This window comes from Achromobacter spanius, assembly GCF_039673305.1.
In the GTDB taxonomy this organism is placed as follows: domain Bacteria; phylum Pseudomonadota; class Gammaproteobacteria; order Burkholderiales; family Burkholderiaceae_B; genus Achromobacter; species Achromobacter spanius_F.
In genome coordinates this window covers 1-24,845 of the sequence record NZ_JBDJLJ010000071.1, presented here as the reverse complement: position 1 = coordinate 24,845, position 24,845 = coordinate 1, and the positions used below count along the sequence as shown (strand labels likewise).

The 24,845-nt window shown below is 68.2% G+C and carries 24 protein-coding genes; 16 read left to right on the top strand and 8 right to left on the bottom strand.

The annotated features are described in order from the left end of the window. The 3 genes from ABE485_RS28365 to ABE485_RS28355 all read left to right on the top strand — a co-directional run. Nucleotides 1-1,036: Bug family tripartite tricarboxylate transporter substrate binding protein (locus ABE485_RS28365; protein WP_346518593.1), on the top strand; the 1,036-nt coding region annotated here is incomplete at its 5' end. A gap of 41 nt (nt 1,037-1,077) precedes the next feature. Beyond that, a complete protein-coding gene (locus ABE485_RS28360) occupies nt 1,078-2,268 on the top strand; it encodes a serine hydrolase domain-containing protein (protein ID WP_346518592.1) in 1,191 nt (396 codons plus the stop codon). Then, a complete protein-coding gene (locus ABE485_RS28355; RefSeq protein WP_346518591.1) occupies nt 2,265-3,902 on the top strand; it encodes a gamma-glutamyltransferase family protein in 1,638 nt (545 codons plus the stop codon). The genes ABE485_RS28360 and ABE485_RS28355 overlap by 4 nt, the downstream gene beginning before the upstream one ends. 61 nt (nt 3,903-3,963) lie before the next feature. On the opposite strand, the gene ABE485_RS28350 is transcribed toward ABE485_RS28355, so the two are convergent. After that, a complete protein-coding gene (locus tag ABE485_RS28350) occupies nt 3,964-4,875 on the bottom strand; it encodes a LysR substrate-binding domain-containing protein (RefSeq protein WP_346518590.1) in 912 nt (303 codons plus the stop codon). Between the two features lie 151 nt (nt 4,876-5,026). Between ABE485_RS28350 and ABE485_RS28345 the strand changes: the two genes are divergently transcribed. Beyond that, nucleotides 5,027-5,422, top strand: a complete 396-nt coding sequence (locus ABE485_RS28345; RefSeq protein WP_346518589.1) for a RidA family protein — start codon at nt 5,027-5,029, stop codon at nt 5,420-5,422. A gap of 1 nt (nt 5,423) precedes the next feature. Then, nucleotides 5,424-6,575 carry an NADH:flavin oxidoreductase gene (locus ABE485_RS28340; RefSeq protein WP_346518588.1) on the top strand — a complete coding sequence of 384 codons (1,152 nt, stop codon included), beginning with the start codon at nt 5,424-5,426 and terminating at the stop codon, nt 6,573-6,575. A 102-nt stretch (nt 6,576-6,677) separates the two neighbouring features. On the opposite strand, the gene ABE485_RS28335 is transcribed toward ABE485_RS28340, so the two are convergent. Further along, nucleotides 6,678-8,225 (bottom strand): MFS transporter, encoded by a 1,548-nt coding sequence (locus ABE485_RS28335; RefSeq protein WP_346518587.1) that lies wholly within the window; start codon nt 8,223-8,225, stop codon nt 6,678-6,680. 103 nt (nt 8,226-8,328) lie between these two features. Here ABE485_RS28335 and ABE485_RS28330 point away from each other — a divergent pair, with 103 nt between their 5' ends. Next, a complete protein-coding gene (locus ABE485_RS28330) occupies nt 8,329-9,231 on the top strand; it encodes a LysR family transcriptional regulator (protein WP_346518586.1) in 903 nt (300 codons plus the stop codon). An 18-nt stretch (nt 9,232-9,249) separates the two neighbouring features. Here ABE485_RS28330 and ABE485_RS28325 read toward each other — a convergent pair whose 3' ends face one another. Then, nucleotides 9,250-9,906 (bottom strand): hypothetical protein, encoded by a 657-nt coding sequence (locus ABE485_RS28325; RefSeq protein ID WP_346518585.1) that lies wholly within the window; start codon nt 9,904-9,906, stop codon nt 9,250-9,252. 260 nt (nt 9,907-10,166) lie between these two features. Between ABE485_RS28325 and ABE485_RS28320 the strand changes: the two genes are divergently transcribed. From ABE485_RS28320 to ABE485_RS28295, 6 genes are all read left to right on the top strand, one after another. Continuing rightward, the gene (locus tag ABE485_RS28320; protein WP_346518584.1) at nt 10,167-10,667 is read left to right on the top strand and encodes a hypothetical protein; all 501 of its coding nucleotides are present in this window, start codon (nt 10,167-10,169) and stop codon (nt 10,665-10,667) included. A gap of 351 nt (nt 10,668-11,018) precedes the next feature. Next, nucleotides 11,019-12,464, top strand: a complete 1,446-nt coding sequence (locus ABE485_RS28315; RefSeq protein WP_346518583.1) for an amidase — start codon at nt 11,019-11,021, stop codon at nt 12,462-12,464. A 66-nt stretch (nt 12,465-12,530) separates the two neighbouring features. Next, nucleotides 12,531-14,123, top strand: a complete 1,593-nt coding sequence (locus tag ABE485_RS28310) for an ABC transporter substrate-binding protein (RefSeq protein WP_346518582.1) — start codon at nt 12,531-12,533, stop codon at nt 14,121-14,123. 63 nt (nt 14,124-14,186) lie between these two features. Next, nucleotides 14,187-15,128 (top strand): ABC transporter permease, encoded by a 942-nt coding sequence (locus ABE485_RS28305; protein ID WP_346518581.1) that lies wholly within the window; start codon nt 14,187-14,189, stop codon nt 15,126-15,128. 25 nt (nt 15,129-15,153) lie between these two features. Further along, a complete protein-coding gene (locus ABE485_RS28300; RefSeq protein ID WP_346518580.1) occupies nt 15,154-16,047 on the top strand; it encodes an ABC transporter permease in 894 nt (297 codons plus the stop codon). Nucleotides 16,048-16,051: 4 nt separating this feature from the next. Then, nucleotides 16,052-17,782, top strand: a complete 1,731-nt coding sequence (locus ABE485_RS28295; RefSeq protein ID WP_346518579.1) for an ABC transporter ATP-binding protein — start codon at nt 16,052-16,054, stop codon at nt 17,780-17,782. Here ABE485_RS28295 and ABE485_RS28290 read toward each other — a convergent pair. Next, a complete protein-coding gene (locus tag ABE485_RS28290) occupies nt 17,753-18,550 on the bottom strand; it encodes an AraC family transcriptional regulator (protein ID WP_346518578.1) in 798 nt (265 codons plus the stop codon). The two genes, ABE485_RS28295 and ABE485_RS28290, sit on opposite strands and share 30 nt — an antisense overlap. A gap of 215 nt (nt 18,551-18,765) precedes the next feature. On the opposite strand from ABE485_RS28290, the gene ABE485_RS28285 reads away from it, so the two are divergent. The 3 genes from ABE485_RS28285 to ABE485_RS28275 are packed head-to-tail and all read left to right on the top strand — an operon-like array spanning nt 18,766 to nt 21,096. Beyond that, entirely contained in the window at nt 18,766-19,734 is a 969-nt protein-coding gene (locus tag ABE485_RS28285) for a Bug family tripartite tricarboxylate transporter substrate binding protein (RefSeq protein ID WP_346518577.1), read from the top strand. Then, nucleotides 19,727-20,608, top strand: a complete 882-nt coding sequence (locus ABE485_RS28280; RefSeq protein WP_346518576.1) for a PhzF family phenazine biosynthesis protein — start codon at nt 19,727-19,729, stop codon at nt 20,606-20,608. Before ABE485_RS28285 ends, ABE485_RS28280 begins: the two co-directional genes overlap by 8 nt. Further along, nucleotides 20,596-21,096: a RidA family protein gene (locus ABE485_RS28275; protein WP_346518575.1), complete on the top strand. Its 501-nt coding sequence runs from the start codon at nt 20,596-20,598 to the stop codon at nt 21,094-21,096. The genes ABE485_RS28280 and ABE485_RS28275 overlap by 13 nt, the downstream gene beginning before the upstream one ends. Nucleotides 21,097-21,184: 88 nt before the next feature. Here ABE485_RS28275 and ABE485_RS28270 read toward each other — a convergent pair whose 3' ends face one another. Beyond that, nucleotides 21,185-21,736 carry a Dps family protein gene (locus ABE485_RS28270; RefSeq protein WP_346518574.1) on the bottom strand — a complete coding sequence of 184 codons (552 nt, stop codon included), beginning with the start codon at nt 21,734-21,736 and terminating at the stop codon, nt 21,185-21,187. 162 nt (nt 21,737-21,898) lie between these two features. On the opposite strand from ABE485_RS28270, the gene ABE485_RS28265 reads away from it, so the two are divergent. Beyond that, a complete protein-coding gene (locus ABE485_RS28265) occupies nt 21,899-23,095 on the top strand; it encodes an MFS transporter (RefSeq protein WP_346518573.1) in 1,197 nt (398 codons plus the stop codon). A 38-nt stretch (nt 23,096-23,133) separates the two neighbouring features. On the opposite strand, the gene ABE485_RS28260 is transcribed toward ABE485_RS28265, so the two are convergent. From ABE485_RS28260 to ABE485_RS28250, 3 genes are all read right to left on the bottom strand, one after another. Then, nucleotides 23,134-23,544 (bottom strand): hypothetical protein, encoded by a 411-nt coding sequence (locus tag ABE485_RS28260; protein ID WP_346518572.1) that lies wholly within the window; start codon nt 23,542-23,544, stop codon nt 23,134-23,136. Between the two features lie 7 nt (nt 23,545-23,551). Beyond that, the gene (locus ABE485_RS28255; protein WP_346518571.1) at nt 23,552-24,604 is read right to left on the bottom strand and encodes a PAAR domain-containing protein; all 1,053 of its coding nucleotides are present in this window, start codon (nt 24,602-24,604) and stop codon (nt 23,552-23,554) included. 52 nt (nt 24,605-24,656) lie between these two features. Next, a partial coding sequence (locus ABE485_RS28250; protein WP_346518570.1) for a hypothetical protein occupies nt 24,657-24,845 on the bottom strand: 189 nt, incomplete at its 5' end.

Below are 24,845 nucleotides of genomic sequence, written 5' to 3'. Positions count from 1 at the left end.
TCATCTGGTGCAACCGGCCAGGCCCCTCGGGTCGCCCTGCCCCCCGTCGGCTACACCCCTCATTCACCGCCGGCTAGCCCGGCCCGCCGCCGGCACGCGGCCCGGGGCCTGCGCCGCGCCGGCCACGGCCGCCGACTGGCCGGCCCGGCCGGTGTCGGTGTTCGTGCCCGTGGCCGCCGGCGGCGCGGCCGACGCGCTGGCGCGCGCCTGGGCCGCCTATGCCGGCAAGGAGATCGGCGGCACCGTGGTGGTGGAAAACAAGCCCGGCGCCAATGGCAGCATCGCGGCCGCGTTCGTCTCCAAGCAGCCGGCCGACGGCTACGCCCTGCTGTTCGGCAGCACCTCGAACATGTCGGTGAATCCGTTCACCTACTCGCAACTGGCCTATAACCCCACGCGCGATTTCGATCCGGTCACGAAGATCGCCGGCACCTCGCAGGTGCTGGTGGCCAATCCCGCCACCGGCATCCGTTCCGTGGACGACCTCGTGAAAAAAGCCAAGGCCAGCCCGGGCCACCTGAACTACGGCTCGGCGGGCATCGGCAACTCCACCCACCTGAACGTGGCTTTCCTGGCCGAGCACTTCAAGATCGAGATGTCGCACGTGCCGTACAAGGGCGCGGCGCCGGCCATGATGGACCTGATCGGCGGCCAGATCGACCTCACCTCCGACGCCCTCACCGGCGCGGTGCCGCAGGTCAAGACCGGCAAGGCCGTGCCGCTGGTGATCTTCGGCACCGACCGCGTCGCGCAGTTTCCCGACGTGCCCACGATTGCCGAAGTCGGCGTGCAGGGCTTTCCCGGCGACGCCTGGTATGGCCTGATGGCGCCCAAGGGAACGCCGCCCGAGGTGGTGACGCGGCTTACCGAGGCCACGCGCAAGTTCTGGGCCGATCCGGCCGTGCGCAAGCAGATGGACGAGATCTACATGACGCCGCCCAAGGCGCTCGGCCCTGAATCCGTGGCGCAGTCGATGAAGACCGAAGCCGAGGTGTGGGGACCCATCGTGAAACGCCTGGGCGTGCGCAACGACTGATCTGTGCCGGGCCGCGCGCCCGGCTTTTTCTTGAGGCATCCATGAACGCTATCCCCACCCCGCCGCTGGCCGAGGCCGTCGAACACCTGCCGCGCGGAGAAGACTTCCTGCTGTGGCCTCCTTGCCTGCAGTCGTATGGCTACCGCATCGTTGACCGCCTGTTCGCCACCCGCGCCATCCGCCGCGGCGCCACGCCCCGGCCGCTGCCGCGCGCGCCCGAGATCGACGTGCGCTACGCGCAGGACGGCGAGACCCTGGGCGTGGCCGACCTGATGGACCGCAACAACGTGGCGGGCCTGATCGCGATCCACCGCGGCCACATCGTGCTGGAGCGCTACGGCCTGGGCTTCCAGCCGCAGGAACGCTGGTCCACCATGTCGACCGTGAAGTCCATGACCGCCATGCTGACCGGCGCCGCCCTGCACGACGGCGCCATCGGCAGCCTGGACGACCCGGTCACCGCCTACGTGCCGACGCTGGCCGGCTGCGCTTACGACGCCGTCACCATCCGGCACCTGCTCACCATGTCGTCGGGCATCGCCTGGGAAGAGAACTACACCGACAAGGCGTCGGACGTAAACCGCTACAGCAAGTCGCTGGCCGACAAGGCGCCGGGCGGCGTGCTGGCGCTGCTGCGCGCCTGCCAGCGCGCGCACGACGCCGGCCGCGTCTGGCACTACAACACCGGCGACACCTATCTGCTGGGCGCCGTGCTGAGCGCGGCCACGGGCGGCACGCTGGCCGACTACATGTCGCGCCGCATCTGGCAGCCGTGCGGCATGGAGTTCGATGGCTTCTACACGCTGGAATCCGACGACGGCCAGGAGATCGGCGGCAGCCGCGCGGGGATGACCCTGCGCGACATCGGCCGCTTCGCCCAGTTCGTCCTCGACGACGGCGTGGCGAACGGCGAGCGCATCCTGCCCGAGAACTGGGTCGCGCAGTCCGGCACGCCCGCGTTCCGGATTCCGGCCGACCTGCACACCGCGCAGCGCCAGGCGCTGGGGCTCACGGCCTATGGCTACAGCTGGTGGCTGCGCGAGGACGGCGCCATGATGGCGATGGGCCATTCCGGCCAGCGCATCTTCATCGACACCCGCGCACAGCTGGCAGTGGTGCAGCTGGCCGCCTATCCCGAGCCGCGTTACGTGAGCCCCAACGAGCCCGACCGCGACGCCGGCCTCAACGCGTTCATCCTGGCGCTGCGCGAAGCGACCGGAGCCCGGGCATGAGCCGGCGCCGCGCCATGATCTGCGCCGCCCAGCCCGAGGCCGCGGAGGCCGGCGCGCGCGTGCTGATGGACGGCGGCAACGCGGTGGACGCCGCGGTGGCCGCGGCCTTCACCCAATGCGTGGTGGACCCGATGATGGCCGGCATCGCCGGCTACGGCACGCTGCAGGTCGCGCTGCCCGGGCGCGGCGTGCATACCTGCGTCGACTTCTGCGCCCGCGCCCCGGCGGCGGCGCGGCACGACCTCTGGGCCCACCTGCCGCTGAACGAAACACCCGATGGCTACGCCTTCGTGGTCCAGGGCAACGTGAACGAAGCCGGCTATCAATCCATCGGCACGCCCGGCACGCTCGCGGGCCTGGATCATGCGCTGTCGCGCTATGGCACCTGGCCGTTCGCCGATGTGCTGGCGCCCGCCCTGCGGCATGCGCGCGAAGGCGTCGTGGTGCGCCCGCACATGTATCAGTACGGCGCGCTCGACCGCGCCCGCGGCGGCATGCTGGAGACGCGCGAGCGGCTCGCGCTCACGGCCACCGGCCGCGCGGTGTATCTGGACGCCGACGGCAACTTCAAGCGGCCGGGCGAACGCCTGCACAATCCCGACCTGACCGCCACGCTGGAACACCTGGCGCGCGCGGGCGCGGCCGATTTCTATCGCGGAGAGACCGCCCGCCGCATCGCCGACGACATGCGCGCACACGACGGCCTGCTGACCCTGGCCGATCTGAATGACTACGCCGTTTCCGAAGCCGCGCCGATCTGGGGCGACTACCGCGGCTGGCGCGTGGCGGGCTTTCCGCCCCCGGCCGGCGGCCTCACGCTGATCCAGGCGCTGCACGTGCTGGCGCAGTTCGACGTGGCCGCGCTTGGCCACAACAGCGCGGCGTATCTCGAATTGCTGGCCCAGACGCTGAAGTGGGTCACGATCGACAAGGACACGCTGATCGGCGATCCCGAGTTCGTCGACGTGCCGGTCGCGCGTCTGCTGTCGCCCCAGCACGCGGAAGCAATCGCCGCGCGCATCCGCGCCCGGCAGCCCGCCGAGGTCGCCCGGCTTGCGCCCGGCATCGCCGCCGAGCCGCGCGACACCACCCAGGTGTGCGTGATCGACGCCGACGGCAACGCCGCCACGCTCACGCACAGCCTGGGCACCAGCTCGGGCATCATCACCGACGGCCTGGGCGTGCTGTACAACGGCCTGCTCAGCGGCTTCGACCCGCGTCCCGGCCGGCCCGCGTCAATCGGGCCGCGCAAGCGCCGCACCAGTTCGCAGTGCCCGCTGCTGCTGTTTCGCGATGGCGAGGTGCAGGCCGCGCTGGGCGCGCCGGGCGGCACCGCCATCCCCTCGGCGCTCACGCAGACCGTGGTGAACCTTGTCGACTTCGGCATGAGCGCCTTTGAAGCGGTGGCGGCGCCCCGCATCTCGGTGACCGGCAACGCGATCGACGTCTCGAACCGGATTCCGCGCTACGTCACCGACGTGCTCGCGCAGGCGGGGCAGACGATCAACCGCTCGTACCAGAGCTACGCTTTCGCGGCGCCGCACGTGGTGTCGCGCATGGCGGGCAGACTGCAGGGCGGCGCCGATCCGCAGCGGGATGGCGCGGCGCTGGAAGTGGCGCAGCCAGGGCGTTGAGGCTGGCTGTCCATGGCTGATGAAAGAAGCGGCCTGAGGCCCCCCACCAGGGGTTCAAGCTTCAGGCGCCGCGCTCCCGAGCCACGCCCTCCCGCTCCGCCTGCCCGCACAACCAATCCGCCACCGCCTGCACCGCCGCCGACAGCGGCCGCCCGGCGTAGGTCGCCAGGTGATACGTGTGCCCCTCTATCACCGGCCCGAACGGCTGTACCAGATGGCCGGCCTGCAGTTCATCCTTGATCAACGCCAGGCTGACCAATGCGATGCCATGCCCCGCGACGGCCGCCTGGATGGCGTGTCCCTCGTCGGAAAAGCGCAACTGGCTCGCTTGCGGCGGCGGCAGCCGCTTTGCAACCGCGAACCACCGTTCCCAGGTCGGATTCTCGGGCTGCGGCCGCTTCCAATCGAAGCGGATCAACGGCACGCGCGCCAGGTCTTCGGGCGACGTGACGCCCAGGCGCGGATTCGCCACGGGCGCGAAACGGTCGGTGAATAGCGGCTGGGTCGACAGGCCGGGATACGGCCCTCGCCCATAGCGGATGGCGATGTCGACCGCCGTGGACCGCAGGTCGACGAGGTCGTCGCTTGCCTGCAGTTGCAGGTCGATATCCGGGTGCCGACGCCGGAAATCGGCCATGCGGGGCACCAGCCACTTCACCGTGAAGGCGTTCGTGGCCGAGATGCTCACCTGCGTCCGCGTCCGGTGCAGCGTCAGACGCGCCAGCGTCGCCTCGAACGTATCGAAGCCGTCGCGCAGCACCGGGTAGAGCTGCGCCCCCGCGTCCGTCAGCGACACCTTGCGCACCTGGCGATCGAACAGCGCCAGCCCCGTGCCCGCCTCCAGCGCGCGGATCTGGTGGCTGACGGCGGTGGGCGTGACCGCCAGTTCCTGAGCGGCGGCCTTGAAGCTGCCCAGGCGCGCAGCAGCTTCGAACGCGCGCAGCGCGGACAGCGGAAGCGTTCGACGTTGCATGGCATGCGTTCCGTTTATAGGTGAGTTTTTCTCTTCTTATAGCTGACAAATGAACCTTTGTCACCCCGGCCCCTGATCTCTAAATTACAGCTATGGATCGGCCACCAGTCACCCGACACCACGGCCATTTATAGATGAAGGAATTCGCACCATGCTGACACAAGTCAAGACCCAGCCCGACAACTACGCCCCCTTCCTGCTGTCGCAGGGCATCCAGTTCGGAAACCTGCTGTTCATCTCGGGCCAGGCAGGCGCCGACGACGCGGGCAAGATCGTTCCCGGCGGCTTTCTGGCCCAGGGCGAGCAGGCCTTCCTGAACCTGCGCCGTGCGCTGGAAGCCGGCGGCTCCAGCCTGAAGAACGTGATCAAGGTCACCATCTTCGTCACCGACATGGGACATTTCGAAGACGTGGTGGCGCTGCGCCGCCGCTTCTTCTCGGCCCCCTACCCGGCCGACACCATCGCCGAAATCAAGGCGCTGTACGACCCCGCCGCCATGATCGAGATCGAAGCGATCGCAGCCGTCCCGGATGCGGAGGGCCGCTGAGATGAACACGTTCACCGGTCGCCTGGAAAACGACGCGCGGGCAACGCCCGCCAACCTGTTCACGCCGCTGCGCGTGGGAAAACTTCACCTGCCCAACCGCCTGGCCGTCGCGCCCATGACCCGGGTCAGCGCCACGGCCGACGGCCGCGCCACCGGGCAGATGGCCGACTACTACGAGGCCTTTGCCGCCGGCGGCTTCGGCCTGGTAATCACCGAAGGCCTCTATACGGACAAGGCTCATGCCCAGGGCTACCTTTTCCAGCCCGGCCTGGCCGACGACGCGCAGCGCGATGCGTGGCGGCCGGTGGTGGAGCGGGTGCATGCGCGGGGCGGGCGCATCGTCGCGCAGCTCATGCATGCGGGCGCGCTGTCGCAAGGCAATCCGCATCGTCCCACGACGAAAGGGCCCTCGGCCGTGTTGCCGGCGGGCCAGCAGATGGCCTTCTATCGGGGCCAAGGGCAATACCGGATGCCGGAGGCGATGACGGCCGATGAGATCCGCGCCGCGGTCGAAGGCTTTGCGCAGGCCGCGCGCCGGGCACAGCAGGCGGGATTCGACGGCGTCGAGATACACGGCGCCAACGGCTATCTGCTGGACCAGTTCCTCACGGCGCACACCAATCTGCGCGATGACCACTACGGCGGCAGCCTGGACAACCGCCTGCGCCTGACGGTGGAGGTCATCCAGGCGGTCCGGCAGTCGACGTCGGCGGGCTTTGTCGTGGGCGTGCGCGGCTCGCAAGGCAAGGTCAACGACTTCGCCCACAAGTGGGCGGGCGGCCAGGACGATGCGGCACGCATCTTTTGCACGCTGGGCGCGCAGTCCATCGATTACCTGCACACGACCGAGTTCGAGGCCTGGCGCCCCGCCTTCGGCGAAAGCGGGCCCAGCCTGGCGGCGCTGGCGCGCACGCATGCCTCGGTGCCGGTGCTGGCCAACGGTTCGCTGCATGACGCGGCGCGGGCCGAAGGCGTGCTGTCGCGGCAGGAGGCGGACTTCATTTCGCTGGGCCGGGGCGCGCTCACGCACGCCGACTGGCCGGCAAGACTGCGTGCAGGCATGCCGCACGAGGAATTCGACCGGGGGCTGCTCGCGCCGATCGCGGACCTCGACAATGCGGCCCGCCATCGCGCGCAGGTTCAGCTGGCGTGATCAGCCGGGGAGCCGATCGGAGCCGCCGATCGGGGTGATCCATCAGGGCGATCCATCAGGGCGATCCATCGGGGCGTTCCATCGGGGGATCATTCGGGATGATCAATCGGCCGCGCTGGCCGGCCCAGACCGACGCGCCGGTCCAAGCCCGGCACGGTCGCGCCCTTCCCGCCCAATGAACAGGAACACCGCCGCGGCCGTCGCCACGGTCACGGCGCACAGCACCCAGAGCAATGCCGAGAACGCCTGTCCCGAGGCCAGGGCCAGTTCCGCGCGCGGCAGCGACGGCAGCAGCGCCATCGCTCCCGCCGCGTCGCCCGCCACCAGCCGCTGCGCCGCCGCGCCCGCCGACGCGGCATCCGGCGCGGCCGCCGCAAGATGACGGGCCGTGAGCGCGGCCAGCATCGCGCTGACGATCGCCAGCGCCAGGCCCTCGCCCGCGACCCGCGACGTGCTGAAAATGCCCGCCGCCATGCCGGCGCGCTCCTTGGGCACCACGCTCACCGCCAGTCCATCCATCAGCCCCCAAGGCAGGCCCATGCCCGCGCCGATCAGCAGCATGGGCCAGGCGCTGGCCGCCACGTCGGCGCCCGGCAGCGTCCGGCTCAGCCATGCCAGCCCCGCGGCCGCGGCCAACAGGCCCGCCGCGCACAGGCTGGCCGCGGAAAACCGTTGCACCAGGCGCCCGGCCAGCACCGGCACCGCCATCAGCGGCGCCGACAGGGCCACCATCAGCAGCCCCGCGTGCACCTCGTCCAGCCCGTCCACCGCGATGAAGCGCACCGGCAGCAGAATCAACAGAACCACGAAGCCGTACGCCGGGGCCGCCGCCAGCAACTGCACGCCCACGAAGCGCGGATGCCGGAACAGCGTCAGGTCCAGCAACGGCCGCTCGCGGCGCAGCTCGATCAGGACAAATGCGATAAACAACAGAGCGCTGCCCGCCAGCAGCCCCAGGGTGCCGCGCGCCGCCCAGCCGTCGGCCGGCGCGCGCAGCGCCATCCACGTCAGCAAGGCAAGCGCGCCCGAGAACGTGAACGCCCCCGCCCAGTCCAGCCCGTTCGCCGCCGGGTCGCGCGACTCGCGCAGATAGCGCCGCCCCAAGCCCCATGCCACCAGCGCCATCAGGGCGGTCAGGCTGAACACGCCCCGCCACCCGAATTGCGCGACCAGCAACGCCGACAGGATCGGCCCGAACGACAGCCCCACGCCGAAACTCGTGCCCATCAAGCTGAAAGCCCGCGTGCGCGCCGCGCCCTCGAATTCCTGCGCCAGCGCCGCCGCGCCCGCGGACAGGATCGCCGCGCCGCCCAGCCCCTGCACGGCTCGCAGCAGATCGAACACCACGATCCCGGGCGCGGCGATCAACGCCAGCGAAGCCAGCACGAACAGCATGGCGCCCCAAAGGAAAACCCGCCGCCGCCCATGCCGGTCGGCCAGGCCGCCGGCGGCCAGCAAGGTGCTGCCGAACGCCAGCATGAAGGCATTGGTCACCCAATTAAGCCCCTCGGGGCTGGCATGCAGCGCCTGCGCCAGCGCCGGCAGCGCGACGGCCGGGCCGGTGAAACTCAGGGGCATCACCACCGCGCCCAGGCATACGGCGGCAAGCGTCCACCGCTGCGAGGCGGAGGTCGATACAGAAGTCGTCATCGTCAACAATCAAGTCAGAAAGGGATTTCAAGATAAACAGACACGCCCAACGGATAAATGGGGTAAAAATCCGGTCATTACGGAATAAAATTCTTGAATCGACATGGACCGCCTTGCCGCCCTCATGCCTTTTGTCTGCAGTGCAGAGCTCGGCAGCTTCGCCGCCGCCGGCCGCAACCTGGGCCTGTCGCCCTCCGCCGTCGGCAAGGCCGTCGCGCGCCTGGAGCAGGATCTGCACGTGCGCCTGTTCCAGCGCAGCACCCGCCGCATGCAGCTCACCGATGAAGGCCGCCTGTACTTCGAACGATGCAAACGCATCCTGGACGACCTGGACGACGTCCACGCCACGCTGTTGCGCACGCAGGACGAACCGCGGGGTCGCCTGCGCGTGAGCGCGCCGCTGATCAGCTACCACTTTCTGCTGCCGGTGCTGCCGGATTTCGCGGCGCGCTATCCCGGCATTGAACTGGACCTGGACTTCAACGACCGCATCGTCGACCTGATCGGCGAACGCATCGACGTGGCGATCCGCAGCGGCGAACTGCCAGACTCGCGCCTGACGGCCCGGCCATTGAGCCGCTTCCGGATGCTGCTTTGCGCGTCCCCGGATTACCTTGCGCGCCATGGCGTCCCGCAGGCGCCCGAAGACCTGCAGGCGCATGCCGCCATCCGGTTCCGCTACCCCAATTCCGGAAACCTGCAGCGCTGGCCGCTGCCGGATGCCGATCCGCCGGTGCGCACGGCGCTCACCTGCAACAACATGGAAGCGTTGCGCGGCGCGGTGGCGCGGGGGCTGGGCATAGGCTGCATGCCGGACTTCCTGGCGCACGACGCCCTGGCAACGGGTGCCCTGGTCGAGGTGCTGCCCCGGCACACGGACGGCGCGGGCCGGTTTCAGTTGGTGTGGCCATCGAACAGGAATCTGTCGCCCAAGGTGCGGGTGTTCGTAGACTTCATGGGTGCGGAATTGATGAAGACCCGCGATCCGCGACCGGTGCGGGCGTGACGGGCCGCCGCGCCCCGGCTACTTGTCGACCGACCGCATGTCGCAGGTCGTCTCGGCGGTCGAGCACACGCCGCGGAACCAGGCCCGCCCGCGCGTGCGGTCCTCAGGCGCCAGCAGCTCCCACTTGTCGCTGTGGCGCATTTCGTAGTCGAGCAGCAGCCAATCGCCCTGGCAGGCGGCGATGCCGCGCAACGTGGCTCTCTCGGTAAGCCAGTCGTCTCCCAGGTCCAGCAGCCGCTCGCTGGCGACGTCCGGACGGGCGTAGCCCCGCGCCGACTGGATGCCGACCTGCGCATCCGCGGCCTCGATCCAGCCTTCGCCCTGGTACACCGGCCGCGGCCGGCTGACTTCGCCGCCGGTCATGTCGTCGCTGGCATTCCTGATTTTCAGCCAGCCATCGCGCGCCTCGGTCACGTCGAACGTGACGCTGTAGTAATCGATGTCGGGATCGGGACTATCGCCGCGCGTCGTCGGCAGGCTGCCCAGCACCTCGGCCTGCGCGGACGCCGCGGCGCGCACCGGGATCGCGGGCTTTTCGTTGGTCGTCCACCCCGAGAAGCCGCATGCGGTCGGACCCGCCGGGGTCCACGCGGCAACGCTGGAGTCCGCCTGCGCGCTGAGCGCGGGCGACAGGACCAGCGCGGCAAGCGCCAGCAGAATCCGTCGAACAGTCATTGGGTCGATCCCGTCGTGGATGAAGGCAGATGCAGCGCGCAAGCGCCGGCATGGCAGACGTGCAACTGTGGCCCGCACGGCACCGGAGCGGGAATCGCGGGCCGGCCACAGCGTACCATGGGGGACAGAGTCGATTCCGCGCGCCCGGGCGCCAGAAGTACGTTCGCGTGTTGCGCTACAGTGCAGGGGCCGGCGGCGCTTTGCATTCCAAAGCCGCGCCCGGCCCGCAAGCCGCAAACAAGTCCAGGAGCAGTACAGCAGTGAATGACACCCCCCTGCCGGATACCGGCATTCCCGAAGAGCGCAAGGAACAGGAAGCCAGGCTCTGGCGCGACGACGGCTGGACCGCGCGCGTCATCAAGAACGAGGACGACGACGGCTGGGCCGTCGAGATGACCCTGGACGGACAGGCCGAGCCGGCGCTGGTGGGCCCATGGACCATGGGCCGCGACAAGAAGAATCCCAAGCCGATGGACGCGCCCGCCTTCTCCACCCTGGTCAAGACGGCGAACGAAGTGCTGCGCCGCCACGAACAGCAGCTGCACGCAATGCTGCACAAGAGCGTGAAGATCGACGCCGCCGAGGGCCGCCTGACCGTCAAGCTGGACATCGTTCCCGATGAGGACGAGCCCTATGCCGTGCTAAGCGCCTACGACGAATTCGGCGAACAGTTGGCCCAGACCCACGTGGCCCCGACGTACAAGCTGAGCGTGCAGCGCGCGTCGGAGTGGGCCAGCGGCGGCTTCGCGAAGCACGGCTGACACGCGCCCCGCCGGGTCCGGCAAATCCGAGCCGACCCGGCTCACCGCACTGCATGGGGCAGCCGCAGTCATGCAAACGGAACCCTCCCCCGTCCCGGGCGCTCGTTGATCCCCCATGTCGCATTTGGGATGCCCACGCTGTCGCATCCTGGTTTGGCCCCTGCCGCCGTGGTCCATAGACTTTGGTTTGCCGTTTGATCCGGCGAACCTGCTTCCCGCTGCCATCGCTTCCGACCGCGCCGCCATGGCGCGCGATCCCGGAACATCACGCCCCGCAAGTTCACCCCGAATCCACGGCCCCGGCTTCACCAAGAAAGCCGTGAATCGCTCAGATTGCAAAGAAGGGGAAACATGCAAACCACCGAGTACGAGCGCCTGGACGGCCTTGCACTGGCCGAATTGCTCGAGCGCGGCGAAGTCGCCTGCGCCGAGCTCATGGATTGCGCCATCGAATTGGCCGAACAGCGCAATCCCGTCCTGAACGCCATCACCTATCCCCGCTACAAGGAATCGCGCGGCATCGCCGCCGGATGGACGCCGTGCGGACCGTTCCGCGGCATTCCATTCCTGCTGAAGGATTCGGGGTTCGCGCATACGCGCTTTCCGTCGAGCATCGGGTCCGCGCTCTTCAACGACACGACCTACTCCTATCGCGCAACGGTCGCCGACCGGTTCGAGTCGGCGGGCCTCATCCCTTTCGCGCGCACCACGGTGCCGGAATTGTGCATGGCGGGCACGACCGAAGCGGTCCGCAACGGCGGCGCCACCCCCAATCCCTGGGACCGGACGCGCTCCGCGGGCGGCTCCAGCGGTGGCGCGGCGTCCGCCGTCGCGGCGCGCATCGTTCCCGTGGCCCACGGCAGCGACGGCGGCGGCTCCATCCGGATTCCGGCGGCGTGCTGCGGCGTGTTCGGCTTGAAACCCTCGCGCGGCCGCGTCCCGATGGGACCGATGCGCGGAGAAGGATGGGGCGGCATGGCGACCGACGGCGTATTGAGCATTTCCGTGCGCGATACGGCGGCGGCCCTGGACATGATCAGCGGCTACGAAGCGGGCGCCCCGTATGCCGCGCCGCCCAAGCCGCGCGCATTCCTCGATGCCGTCCGCGAACCCTCGTCCCGGCCATTGCGCGTGGGCCTGCTGCGCACCGCCTGGAACGGCATCGCCATCGCGCCCGAGTGCGATGCCGCCGTCTCGCACACGGCATCGCTGCTTGAATCCCTGGGCCACGACGTGTTCGAGGCCTCGCTGCCGGCCATCGACTACGACGGGTTCGTGCACGCCCACGGCAGCATCCTGGCCAGCAATATCGTGGTGGCGGTGGACGGCCGCCTGAGGACGCTGGGCCGCGAGCTGCAAGAGGGCGACCTGGAACCGGTCATCCACGACGGCTATTTCGTCGGCAAAGGACTGGACGCGGTGGCGTACATCGACGCGGTGACGCGCCTGCACGCCGTCGGCCGGGCCTTCGCCGCCGCCATGGCGGACCTCGACGTCCTGCTTACCCCCACGCTGGCGCAGCTTCCCTGCAAGCTCGACTACCTGGCGCTGAACACCTCAGACAGCCTGGGCTTTCGCGAGTACCGCCTGCGCGCGTCCACGTATTCCACCTTTCTTCCGGTCGTCAACGGCGCCGGCCTGCCCGCCGCAAGCCTGCCCCTGTCGTGGACGGACGCGGGCCTGCCCGTGGCCACGCAACTGATCGGCCATTTCGGGCGCGAGGACATCCTGCTCGAACTCTCGGCGCAACTTGAACGCCTGGCCCCCTGGGCCGCACGCAGACCGCTGTTCGACTGACCGGGCGGCTCGCGCCCGAGCCTTGTCCCACTTCGCCAGTTCCACCCTCACTCTGAAGGTACCGGTATGAAAATAACGTTCCCCGGACTGGGCCGCTTCTGCGCGCCCGCCGTTCTTGCTCCCGCCCTCGTCTGCGCCATCGGACTCGCGCCCGCCAGCCCGCTGCGCGCCGAGACCACCGCCCGGATCGTCATGCAGGCGCCGCTGCGGGTGGTCGATCCCATCCTGACGAATGCCTACATCACCCGCAACCACGGCTACATGGTGTTCGACACGCTGTTCGCCCTGGACGCCGCCGGAAAGCCGCAACCGGAAATGGTCGAAAGCTGGCAGGAAAGCGCGGACCGGCTGACCGTCACGCTGACGCTGCGCAAAGGCCTGAAGTTCCACGACGGCTCGCCGGTCACTGGTGAAGACGTCGTCGCATCGCTCAAGCGCTGGGCCCAGCGCGACGTCCTGGGCCTGCGCCTGATGGCCGCGACAAGCAGCCTGGAAAGCCCCGATGCCGACACGGTCGTGTTCCATCTCAAGCAGCCGTTCGGCATGCTGATCGAGGCGCTGGCCAAGCCCGCCTCGCCGGTACCGTTCATCATGCCCGGCCGCATCGCCGCGGTGCCGGTTTCCCAGCCGATCACCGAAGTGGTCGGTTCGGGTCCATACCAGTTCGTGGCGGCGGACTTCCAGCCCGGCGTGAAGGCAACGTACGTGAAGTTCGCCGGCTATGTGCCGCGCAAGGAACCGGCCAGCGGCTTTGCCGGCGCCAAGGTGGCGATCGCGGACAGGATCGAGCTGGTCAGCATTTCGGACGCGCAGACCGCCGTCAACGCCTTGCGGCGCGGCGAAATCGACTTCGTGGAGGACGTGCCGCCAGACCTGATGCCGCAGCTCGAGGACGTCAAGGGCGTTGCGCTCAAGTCCTATGGCGACAGCACCAACATCTTCACGATGCGCATGAACTGGCTGCAGCCGCCGTTCGACAACCCCAAGGTGCGCCGCGCCGTGCTCGCCGCCGTGTACCAGGCCGATTACCTCGCCGCGCAGATCGGCGACGAAAAGATGTACCGCCTGTGCGGCGCAGTCCTGAGCTGCAACTCGCCCTATGCGTCCGAGGCAGGCGCCACCCAGACGCAGCAACCCGACCTGGCGCACGCGAAGGCGCTGCTGAAGGAAAGCGGCTATGACGGCAGCAAGGTCGTGATCCTGCATCCGACCGATCTTCCCGTGCTGTCCAGCCTGGCGTCCGTGACGGCGCAGGCGCTCAAGACGATCGGCATGAATGTCGAGATCCAGTCCATGGACTGGGCCACCCTGCTGTCCCGCTACTCGAAGAAGGACCCGGTGGCGCAAGGCGGCTGGAGCATCTTCCAGACGGGCTTCACCAGCCTGGACCTGATGAACCCGCTTACCAATCCCAACCTGGACGGACGCGGCGCGGCAGGCTACGTCGGCTGGTCCAAGAGCGACGAGATGGAGCGCCTGCGCGACCAGTTCGCCGAGACCGGCGACGCGGCCCGAAGGAAGGAAATCGCCCTGGCCATCCAGAAGCTCAACTACGACGAGGTGTTCTTCATCCCGCTGGGCACGTACTCCAAGGTGAAGGGATACAACCCCGCCAAGCTGGGACGCATGACGGACGCGCAGATCCCCCTCTTCTGGTAGCGCGGAACGTCTCAGCCCGGCCGGCCGTCACACGGGCCGGCCGGGCAACGGAAAGGCATATTCATGACTGAACTCATCATCAAGCGCCTGCTGGCGGCGATTCCCGTGATGCTCATCGTCGCCACGGTGGTGTTCCTGCTGCTCAGGATGGCGCCGGGCGATCCCGCGCGGGTCATCGCCGGCGACATGGCCAGCGAGGAATCGATCGCCCAGATCCGCACGGAAATGGGCCTGGACCAATCGCTGGGCACGCAATACCTCCGCTGGATGGCCGCGCTGGCGCAAGGCGACCTGGGGCATTCGATCCAGTCCCGGCAACCCGTGACCTCGCTCATCAAGACGCGCCTCGGCCCGACGTTTTCCCTGGCGGCATGGGCCATCCTGCTGACCATCGCCACGGCGATTCCGCTAGGGGTCCTGGCGGCATGGCGGCACCGGGGCCTGGCGGACCGCGGGATCATGGCGGGCGCCGTGCTGGCGTTCTCGATGCCGGCCTTTGTCGTGGCGTATCTGTTGATCCTGGTGTTCTCCGTCCACCTCGACTGGCTGCCGGTGCAGGGGTATTCGCCGCTCAGTGACGGCGTGGGCAGGTACGCGCAGCACCTGCTGCTGCCGACCGTGACGCTGGCAATGGTGTTTGTCGCGCTGATCACGCGCATCACGCGGGCCAGCCTGCTGGACGTGCTGGGCGAAGACTTCGTGCGCACCGCCAGGGCCAAGGGCGTCACCGAGCGCTTCGTGCTATTTCGCCATGCGCTGCGCAATGCGGCGATTCCCATCGTCACCATTGTCGGGGTGGCGCTGACCACGCTGATCAGCGGCGTCGTGGTGACCGAGACCATCTTCAACATCGCCGGCGTCGGCCGCCTGATCGTGGATTCGGTGCTGGCGCGGGACTACCCCGTGGTGCAGGGAACCATCCTGTTCTTCTCGTTCATCTACGTCTTCGTCAATCTGCTGATCGACATGGCCTATGTGGTCCTCGATCCCCGTATCCGCTATTGAACCGCCGACGATCCGGAGCTGCCTGATGCCCCCCTCCTCTCCCGCCACCCTCCTGCCTGCCGCGCCGCCGCCGTCGCGGCTGCGGCAGGCCTTTTCCGCCCTGGTCCACGACCCCGTGATGCTGGGATCGCTGCTGCTGCTCGTGCTGCTGGTGGCGCTGACCGCCGGCGCGCCCTGGCTCGCCTCCCATGATCCCGGCGCGCTCACGCCGCGCGCGCGCCTGCAACCCGCTTCCGACGTGTACTGGCTGGGCACCGACTCCCTGGGCCGCGACCTGCTGTCGCGGGTGCTCTACGGCGGCCGCCTGTCGATCACCCTGGCCGCGCTGGTGAGCGCCATCGCCATCGCGGCGGGCCTGTGCATCGGACTGGCGGCCGGCTACGTGCGCCGGCTGGACGCCCCCGTCATGCGCCTGATGGACGGCATCATGGCGATCCCCGGCCTGCTCCTGGCGGTGGCGATGGTCGCGCTGGGCGGGGCCAACATCGCGACCATGGTCATCGCCATTTCGATTCCCGAGATACCCCGCGTGGCGCGGCTGGTGCGCGGCGTCGTGCTGTCGGTGCGCGAGGAACCCTACGTCGAGGCTTCGCTCGGTTCCGGCACGCCGGCCCTGAAGGTGTTGTGGTGGCACATTTTGCCCAGCACGATCAATCCGCTGGTGGTGCAAGCCACCTTCGTGTGCGCGGCCGCGATTCTCACCGAAGCCGTGCTGGGCTTTCTTGGGCTGGGCTTCCCGCCCGAAATCCCCAGCCTGGGCAGCATCATCGCCGAGGGCCGCCCGTTCTTCCAGCGCGCGCCGTGGATCGTGCTGTATCCGGGCGTGTTCCTGGCCCTGCTGATCCTGGCCGTGAACATGTTCGGCGACGCCCTGCGCGACCGCCTGGATCCCCGACTCTCCCGCAAATCCAAGGGCTGACGCCATGACCCCAGCATTCCAGCCCCCGGCCGCGCCGGCCTCGTCCGCCACCCCCATCCTCGACATCCGCAACCTCAAGGTGCGGCTGCCCGGCAGCGGCGACCGCCGCTATGCGGTGGACGACGTGTCGTTCACCGTCCACGCCCGCGAAATCGTCTGCATCGTGGGCGAATCCGGTTCGGGCAAGTCCGTGACGTCCAGCGCCGTCATGGGCCTGCTGCCCAAAGGGACGCTCACGCTGGAAAGCGGCCAGATCCTGCTGGCCGGCCGCGACATCACGCACGCCGGACGGGACACGCTGCAAAAGCTGCGCGGCAACCGAATGGCCATGATCTTCCAGGAGCCGATGACGGCCCTCAATCCGCTCATGCGCGTCGGCGACCAGATCGCGGAGGTGTTCGAGTTCCATGCAAAGGACCTCGGCCGCGAGGCCGTCGCCAGCCGCGTCCTGGCCCTGCTGTCCGACGTGCGCCTGCCCCATCCCGACAGGATCCGGCACGCCTACCCGCACCAGCTGTCGGGCGGCCAGCGCCAACGCGTGATGATCGCCATGGCGCTGGCGATGGAGCCGGGCCTGATCATCGCGGACGAACCGACCACGGCGCTGGACGTGACGTCGCAGGCGCAGGTCTTGCGTCTGCTCAACGATCTGCGGGGCCGCCACGACAATGGCGTCCTCTTCATCACGCACGATTTCGACGTCGTCGCGGAGATTGCCGATCGCGTGGTGGTGATGCAGGCGGGCCGCATCGTCGAACAGGGCAAGGCCGCCGACGTGCTGGACAGCCCCCGGCATCCCTATACGCAGCGCCTGCTGGCCGCCCGTCCGCGCGGCGATTTCCGCGCCAAGGCGCTGGACCCCGCGGGCGAGCCGGCCCTGGAAGTGCGCGATCTGGCCCTGCGCTTTGAAACCCGGTCGCTGTTCAAATCCCGGCGCCGCAGCGTCGATGCGCTGGGCGGCGTGTCGCTGCAGCTGGCGCGCGGCGAGACGCTTGGCATCGTCGGCGAATCGGGCTCGGGAAAGACCACGCTGGGCCGATGCCTGGCCCGCTTCGCCGCCCCGACCTCGGGCCAGATCCTCATCGACGGCCAGCCGGTCGGAAGGCTGTCCGGACCCGAGGCGCGCGCCTACCGCAAACGCGTGCAGATGGTGTTCCAGGACCCCTTCCGCTCGTTCAATCCGCGCCGCAGGGTGGGACGCACCCTGGCGGAAGGCCCCCTGAACTTTGGCGCGGACGCAGGCCAGGTCCACGCCCGCATGGTCCAGATGCTGGAGCTCGTCAGCATGGATCCGGGCGCGCTGGATCGTTTTCCGCACGAATTCTCGGGCGGGCAGCGCCAGCGCCTGTCGATCGCCCGCGCGCTGATGATGGAGCCGGAAATTCTGATCGCCGACGAGGCGGTCTCGGCGCTGGACGTCTCGGTGCAGGCGCAGATCCTGGATCTGCTGGAATCGATCCGGGAACGGCTGGGGGTGAGCATCCTCTTCATCACGCACGACCTGCGCGTCGCGGCCCGGCTGTGCCACCGCATCGCCGTCATGCAGCGCGGCAAGGTGGTGGAAATCGGCGCGGCGCGCGACGTGTTCCTGCGGCCGTCCAGCGACTACACCCGCGAACTGATCGCGTCCATTCCGGGCCATGCGCCAGCCGCGGGCAGCGCGGGCAAGGCATTGTTCGAATCCGGGGCCGGCGCCGCTGCGGGATCAGGCCTGCGCGGCGGCGCCGCGATCTGATTCGGGGTCGACCGCGCGCAGCAGCCGGCCCAGGTGCCCGCTGCTGGAGAACCCCAGTTCGGCACTGACTCTTGCCGCCGGTTCGCCCAGCGCGAGCCGCTGGCGCGCAGCCTGCGCCAGGACCATGCGGCGCAGGGCAATGGGAGACTGGCCGTAGGCCTCCATGCAGGCGCGCTGCAACGTGCGGGTGGTGGCGCCAAGCACGCTGGCCGAATCGGCGATCGCCGGCAGCGGCTGGCCCTCTTCCAGCCGCTCTCGCAAGAGTTCCATCCATTGCCGCGCCAAAGGCAGCGGCTCCCGCGGCGCGCTGGCCTGGCCCTGGATCCGGTGGCTCGCGTCCAGCTGGGTGATCAGCGCCTCTACCAGCATCGGCAGCGCAGAGGCCGACAACGCGGGCTTCCAGAGCGCGTCCAGCATGGCCTGCGCCGCGCCGTCCAGCTGCAGCACGCCCCCGGCCCGGCAGGCCCGCAGCAGTTCGGGGGCCAGATACAGTTCGCCATGCTGCTGCGAGATGCTCTCGGCGCGGGTGCTGTGCTCGACATGCGACGGCAGCAACAACGCCTGGCCACGGACAAGCCGGCAGCGGCGGCGCGCGCCCGCCTCGTCCCGCCAGGCGCTGTCGAGCGCGCCGGCCCGCGGCCAAAGCAGCATGGCGCAGTCGTGCTCATGCCAATGAAAGGCGTAGCGCGGCTGCCGGCTGGCGGCAAGGGCAAAACCTGTCTGGGCGATCAGGTCCTGTTTGGAGGAAAGCGGGACGGAACGCGTCATGAGGGCGTGCGGGGCGTGTTCTGCGCCGGGGATGACCGGCGGCGGCAAAAAGGGCGTTCGGCCAGTATCGGCGCGCGGCGGTTTTCATGCAAGCTCGGCGCCCGCCCGGCATTTCCGCTGTCGCGCCCGGGATCAGATGCTGTCGCGCCGTGGTTCGCCGCCGGCCCGGCCGCTCCCTACGATCTGGGTCATTCAACCAACACAAGGGGAAATCCATGAATCGCACACTGCCTTCAGTTTTGCTATCCGCAGCCATATTGGCCCTGCCATCCGCCAGCGCCTTGGCCGAGTCCGCCTGGCCGGACAAGCCGATCACCCTGATCGTGCCCTTCCCGGCCGGAGGCGGCACGGATCTGGTGGTGCGCACCCTGCAGCCGGCGCTGACGCGCCAATTGCAGCAGACCGTGATCATCCAGAATGCTGGCGGCGCGGGCGGGACCGTCGGTTCGGGCCAGGCCGCCCGCGCCAGGCCCGACGGCTACACCGCGCTGGCCGTGACGACCAGCACCACCGCGCTTGCCGCCAAGCTGTACAAGAATCTGCCGTACAACCCGGTAAAGGATTTCGACTACGTCGGCTTCATCGGCACGTCGCCCTATGTGCTGGCGGTGCAGCCCGCCCTCAGGGCCGCCACGCTCCCGGAACTGGTCGACGCACTGAAAGCGCGCCGCGTCGGCACGTACGCCTCGGTGGGCGCCGGCACGGTTTCGCATCTGCTGGGCGAGATGTTCAAGAAGGACAAGCACCTGGACCTGACCCATGTTCCCTATCGCGGCGCGGCGCCCGCCTACACGGACCTGATCGGCGGCCAGGTCGACATCATGTTCGACAATCCCGTGGGCCTGGCGCCCTTCGTCCAGAACGGCAAGCTGGTCGCCGTGGCCACCACCCGCGCCACCCCCATCCTGCCGGCCGTCCCGACCTTCGCGGCGCAGGGCATGCCGGCCTACACGCAGTCGCTCTGGTATGGCCTGGCCTTTCCCAAGGGCACGCCGGCGGCCATCGTGCAAAAGATGAACCTCGCCTTGAACACCGTGCTGCGGGATCCCGCCATTGCGGCGGACCTTGCCGCCAAGGGCGTCGACGTCCGTCCCGACACGGCCGAGGCGCTGACCCGCACCGTCTCACACGACCTCGCCTTCTGGGGCGAGCTCATCACCACGACCGGAGTCCAGTTTGACTGACCTTCACCCCAACCGTCCCCCCGCCCAGCCCCCCGCCGGCCAGGCGGCCCTGCTGCGCGTATTCGTCGATCCGTCCCAGTCCCTGCAAGGGGGCAACCCCGTGCCGCTGGTGCTGGACGCGCGCGGCATGGCGGCAAGCGACATGCAGGCCCTGGCCGCGCATCACGGCCACGAGTCGTCCTTCGTCGTGCCGGCCGACCGCGACGGCCTCCTGTGCCAGCTGCGGTTCTTCGTTCCCGGCCACGAAATGGAAATGTGCGGCCACGCGACCGTCGGCACGCTCTGGGCGCTGCGGCAATGGGGCCGCTGGACCACGCCACGCGCGCGCGTGCAGACCCTGAGCGGCAGCGTGGACATCGAATGGGACGAGGCCGGCAGCCGCGCCTGGGTATCGCAACCCGCCGTCGCCACGTCCGATCTGACGCCGGCGCAATGCCGCAGGGTCGCGGCCGTGCTGCGCATCGATCCCGACCAGCCGGGGCTGCACATGATCAACGCCAGCACCAGCCGCGTGAAGACGCTGGTCAGGATGGGGTCCGTGGCGGAACTGGACGCGCTGGCGCCGGACTTCGACGCCATGCGGGACGTGTGCGAAGCCATCGGATCGACCGGCCTGTATCCCTATGCGCTGACCGGGGACGGCGCCTGCGCGCGGCAGTTTCCCAAAGCATCCGGCTACCCCGAGGATGCCGCCACCGGCATTGCGGCAGCGGCCTTGTGGGGCCACCTGAATGAGACGGGCTGTGTGCCGGCGGATTCGGTGTACACAGTACGCCAGGGCGTGGCCATGGGCTCGCCTTCGGCGATCCAGTTGCGCCGGCGCGGCGATTCCCCCGGATGCTGGCTGAGCGGCGTCACGCAATGGATGGCGTGATCGGCCCCGACACGCCCGAGTCGCGGCTGGCCGCGGCCGGCTGGCGCCTGCCCGCGCCGCCCGTTCCGCGCGGCGCCTATGCGCCCTACCACCGGGCGGCGCTGGCAGGTTCTGCACTGGTCTGCGTTAGCGGCCAGGCCAGCCGGCGGGATGGCGCGCCCATCGTCGGCGTGTGCCGGCATGGCGCCGAGCTCTATCCGGCCAGGGACGCCTGCGCGCAGGCGGCGCTGAGCGCGCTGAGCGCCCTGCGCCAGGCCTGCGACGGCGACCTCGGCCGCGTGCGCGCCATTGTGCAGTTGCGCGGCTACTTGCGCAGCGAAGCGGATTTTGCGGAACACAGCGCGGTGCTGGACGGCGCATCGCAAGTGCTGCAAGCCGCCTTTCCGGACATGCCGCGTGCGGCCCGCAGCGCGGTGGGCGTGGCCAGCCTGCCGGGCCGCTGCTGGGCCGAGATCGAAATCAGCGCGCTGCTGGACGACCGCGGCTAGCCCCGCCAAGACAAACCGCCCGCGCCATGAGGCTGCGGGCGGCTGTGGCGCAAAAACACCGGTGCGGAAAAACCCGCCGCAAACCGCCCTAGTGCCCCGTCGAATCGCCCTGGCGGCTGGCTTCGAACAGGAACCAGGTACGGCGTTCGGTCTCGTCGATCCAGTTCTCGATCAGGCTGGAACTGGCGATGTCGCGGTGCTCGTCGGTGACGTTATGGGCTTCGCGCAGCGAGGCCGCCAGCACTTTGTTGTCTTCGCGCAATTCAGCCAGCATGTCCAACGGCTGCACGTAGTCGGCGTCGTTGTCCGAAATGCGCTGCGACCGCGAAATATGCCCGATCGACCGCAGCGTGGTGCCGCCGATCTTGCGGATGCGCTCGGCGATGGGGTCGGTCATGGCGAACAGCTGGTCGCCCTGCTCGTCGAGCAGCAGGTGGTAGTCCCGGAAATGCGGGCCGCTGACGTGCCAGTGGAAGTTCTTGGTCTTCAGATACAGCGCGAACACGTCGGCCAGTATCTGGTTGAGCGCCCCGGAAATGTCCCGGGTGGCGGCGGCAGCCAGGTCGGTGGGCGTCGCCAGCGGCGCCTTGCGCCGCTCTTTCAGCACTTTGGTGGTCTTCTCATTCAGTTTCTTGGCCATGGATCGCAGCTCCTGGATATGAATCGGAAAACACGGTCGCGGCGCGAACGGAATCGGGCCGCGTGACGCTAGGGTAAGCCCGGACAATCGCTTTGCCAATGGGCGCAGGTCAGGTAAGGAGTATGCTACGCCGCTTCGTATCTGCATGATCCTCACATCACCATGCGCGGCAATCCCGACGCCAGGCAAGGCGCCATCGCGTTGCACGGGTTTTACTTCCTGTATTACGGCCTGCAGGGCGTCAGCATTCCCTTCCTGCCCCTGTGGTTCGCCAGCCGCGGACTGGACCCGGCCCTGATCGGATTGATCGTCGCCACCTCGTTCCTGCCCAAGATCCTGTCCACCCCGGTGGTGGCCCATGTCGCCGACCAGTCCGGTCGCGCGCATGCCCTGATCGCCGCGGCGCTGGCCGCCTCGCTGGTCCTGTTCGTCTGCTATCCGTTCAGCCAGACGCCAGCCTGGCTGCTGGCCATCACGCTGCTCCTGAACGCGGTCTTTCCGGCCGTGCTGCCGCTGATGGACCGCATGGCCATCGCCAGCGGCCGCGGACAGGGCAATTCCTATACGGTCATGCGCGCCTGCGGATCGCTGGGCTTTGCCGCCGTCACGATGGCGGGCGGCTATCTGATCAAGACCTTCGACGCCGATTGGGTGATCTGGCTGTCCATTCTGCTCATCATCGCCTGCCTGGCCTGCGTGCGCCTCTTGCCCCAGGCCGCCCGCCCCGCCGCCGGCGAGCCACAGGCCGACCGCGTCCGCTTCCCCATGCGCGAGGTCCTGCGCGACCGCCCGCTGCTGATGTGCATCGCGGCGGCCTCGCTGGTCCAGGCCAGCAATGGATTCCTGTATTCCTATTCGACCCTCCACTGGACCGCCAGCGGCCTGTCGACCGCGCTGATCTCGCTGCTGTGGGTCGTGGGCGTGGCGAGCGAAGTCCTGTTCTTCTTCCTGGCGCCCCGCATCCTGGCGCGCACCGGCGCCCAGTGGCTGATCCTGACCAGCGCCATCATGACCGCCATCCGCTGGACCGGCCTGTCCGCCACCACAGATCCGACCTTTATGGCCGCGCTGCAGTTGCTGCAGTGCTTCACCCTGGCCGGCAACAACGCCGCCATCATGTGGTACATCACCCGCCGCGTCCCGGCGGCCTGCAAGACCTCCGCCATCGCCCTGTACGCCATGCTATCCGGCGGGGTGTTCATGTTCGCGAGCATCCAGTTGGGCGGTGTTCTCTATCGGAGCTATGCACCGGGCGGGTTCCTGGTGATGGCTTTATGCGCCGCGGGCGCGGTGCCGTTGGTGATGTATTCGGAAAAACTGCGGCGTAAGCTGGCGCGGCAAAAACAGCCGGTCGCCTAAGAGGCATCCTCGATCACAACCGCACAGAAGCCAAACCCTCACCGCCCCGAATCTGAAATCCTGCATGGGATGGAAGGCTCCGTAAACCGTGCGAAAAAACCATGGCGTATCTCTGTCCGTTCGATCTTCGCTCCCGGGCCAATACACACGTCTATCCGGCTGAACGGTTTGGTAATTTCCAAAGAGTCTTTGCTGTCAAAGGGGAACGTCAGCAAGATCCACATACTGGAATCTGGAAACATCGCGGTAGGGAACACCACAGATTCGCCTGGCTCCAAACCTTGCTTCGCGGTGTTGTGATTGTCATTGAAAAAGAAGCCTATCGACTCCCTGGCCTGAGCTGAATAGTGCAAGGCAACGACCGGTCTGCAATGAAACCAGAACAAGGCCAGTACGAAGGGGGCCATGCAGACGGCAATACCTATCTGCTTGAGGGAGCGATTTTTCATTTTCGGTCTAGCTACCCTTGCACTCATGCACCCTTTTCGCTCGGTCCCGCCCTGCTCCCCAAGGGGCCGGCACAGCGGCGATTCCATGAAGCAGCCTCTCGACCGTCAAAGCATGCGGCTTGACCTCGCTGTAGAGTTCGGTCCCGAGCTTGATTGAAATATGGTCCGGCACATCATCCGCGCTGGCCGGCCACGAACCTTGCTCGGGGTGACGCTGCTGGGGTTTCTTGTTCCGGAGATCATCCAGTGACTGTGCCAGGCCTGCCCCATTGACCAGTTCCGCGGCAGTAAAGCCAAGCGCCACGCCTACATACCCGTAATGGATGTTCGACCAAATGTCGTAGTAGTACTCATATCCCCGATAGGTATGCCAACCGACCTCCAACGTGCTTGGAAACTTGCGCAGCAAGATTGGCTTGTGATCCCAAGGCCTGCCGGGCCCGACCCTTTCCGCCCACATTCCGTATGCGGCTACTTTTCGCCCGGCAGCGGCGCCATCGAAGTCAGGCACTCCTCCCAGTCGCAAGTACCAGGGCAATTGCTGCCATTCCGCCCGCCGGGCTGACGGGTCAGCCCGATTCGCGGCAGCAATTTTCCTTCCCTCGATAGAGAATGGGTTGGTCTTCATTTCCCTGACCATGTAGTGAGCCAGCGGGATGGCCGTGTCGATATGATCACAATCGGCGTGACGCAAGCCAGTGGAGATACGGTGAGCAGGCTCAGCCCCGCCCCCGAAGCGGCCATTCTCCAGCGTGTCGGCATCGTCCGACGCGCGGGCAATGTCACCTGGACCGGGATCCAGGACCGCCAAATCCTGGCTGGCGATCAGCGTGGCGCCGCAGGACGTTTTCATCCCATCGATGGCGACATAGCCGCCATCGACGGCGAAGCTCGCAACGCCTTCGACGATGGGAAAGGCCCCGTCGCATTGCGGACAGGCCACCATGTGCCCCAACCCTGCTGCGGAGCGACCCTCGATGATGTAGGAAGAAAATCCTTGCATCACCGTTCCGCCATGCGACGTCCGGTCACCAATTCGAACAATAGGACGGCCCGACATATTGCGACTCTTGGCAGTTTTTGGTGCGCTCGAGTCTATGCATTGCCGGTGATCACACAATCAGAAAACTAAGAAAGCCATGCCGTAGATCCCTATCCTTGATATCCCAACAAGTATCGCCATGATCGGCATAGGGGCACAGCCGAACTGCCGCCCGAGCGAGATATTGGTTGTCTGTATGTGGCTGGTTGCTGGCGATGGTTTGAGTTCTTGAGACGCCCGGTGCGGCGTGGGCCTGGGG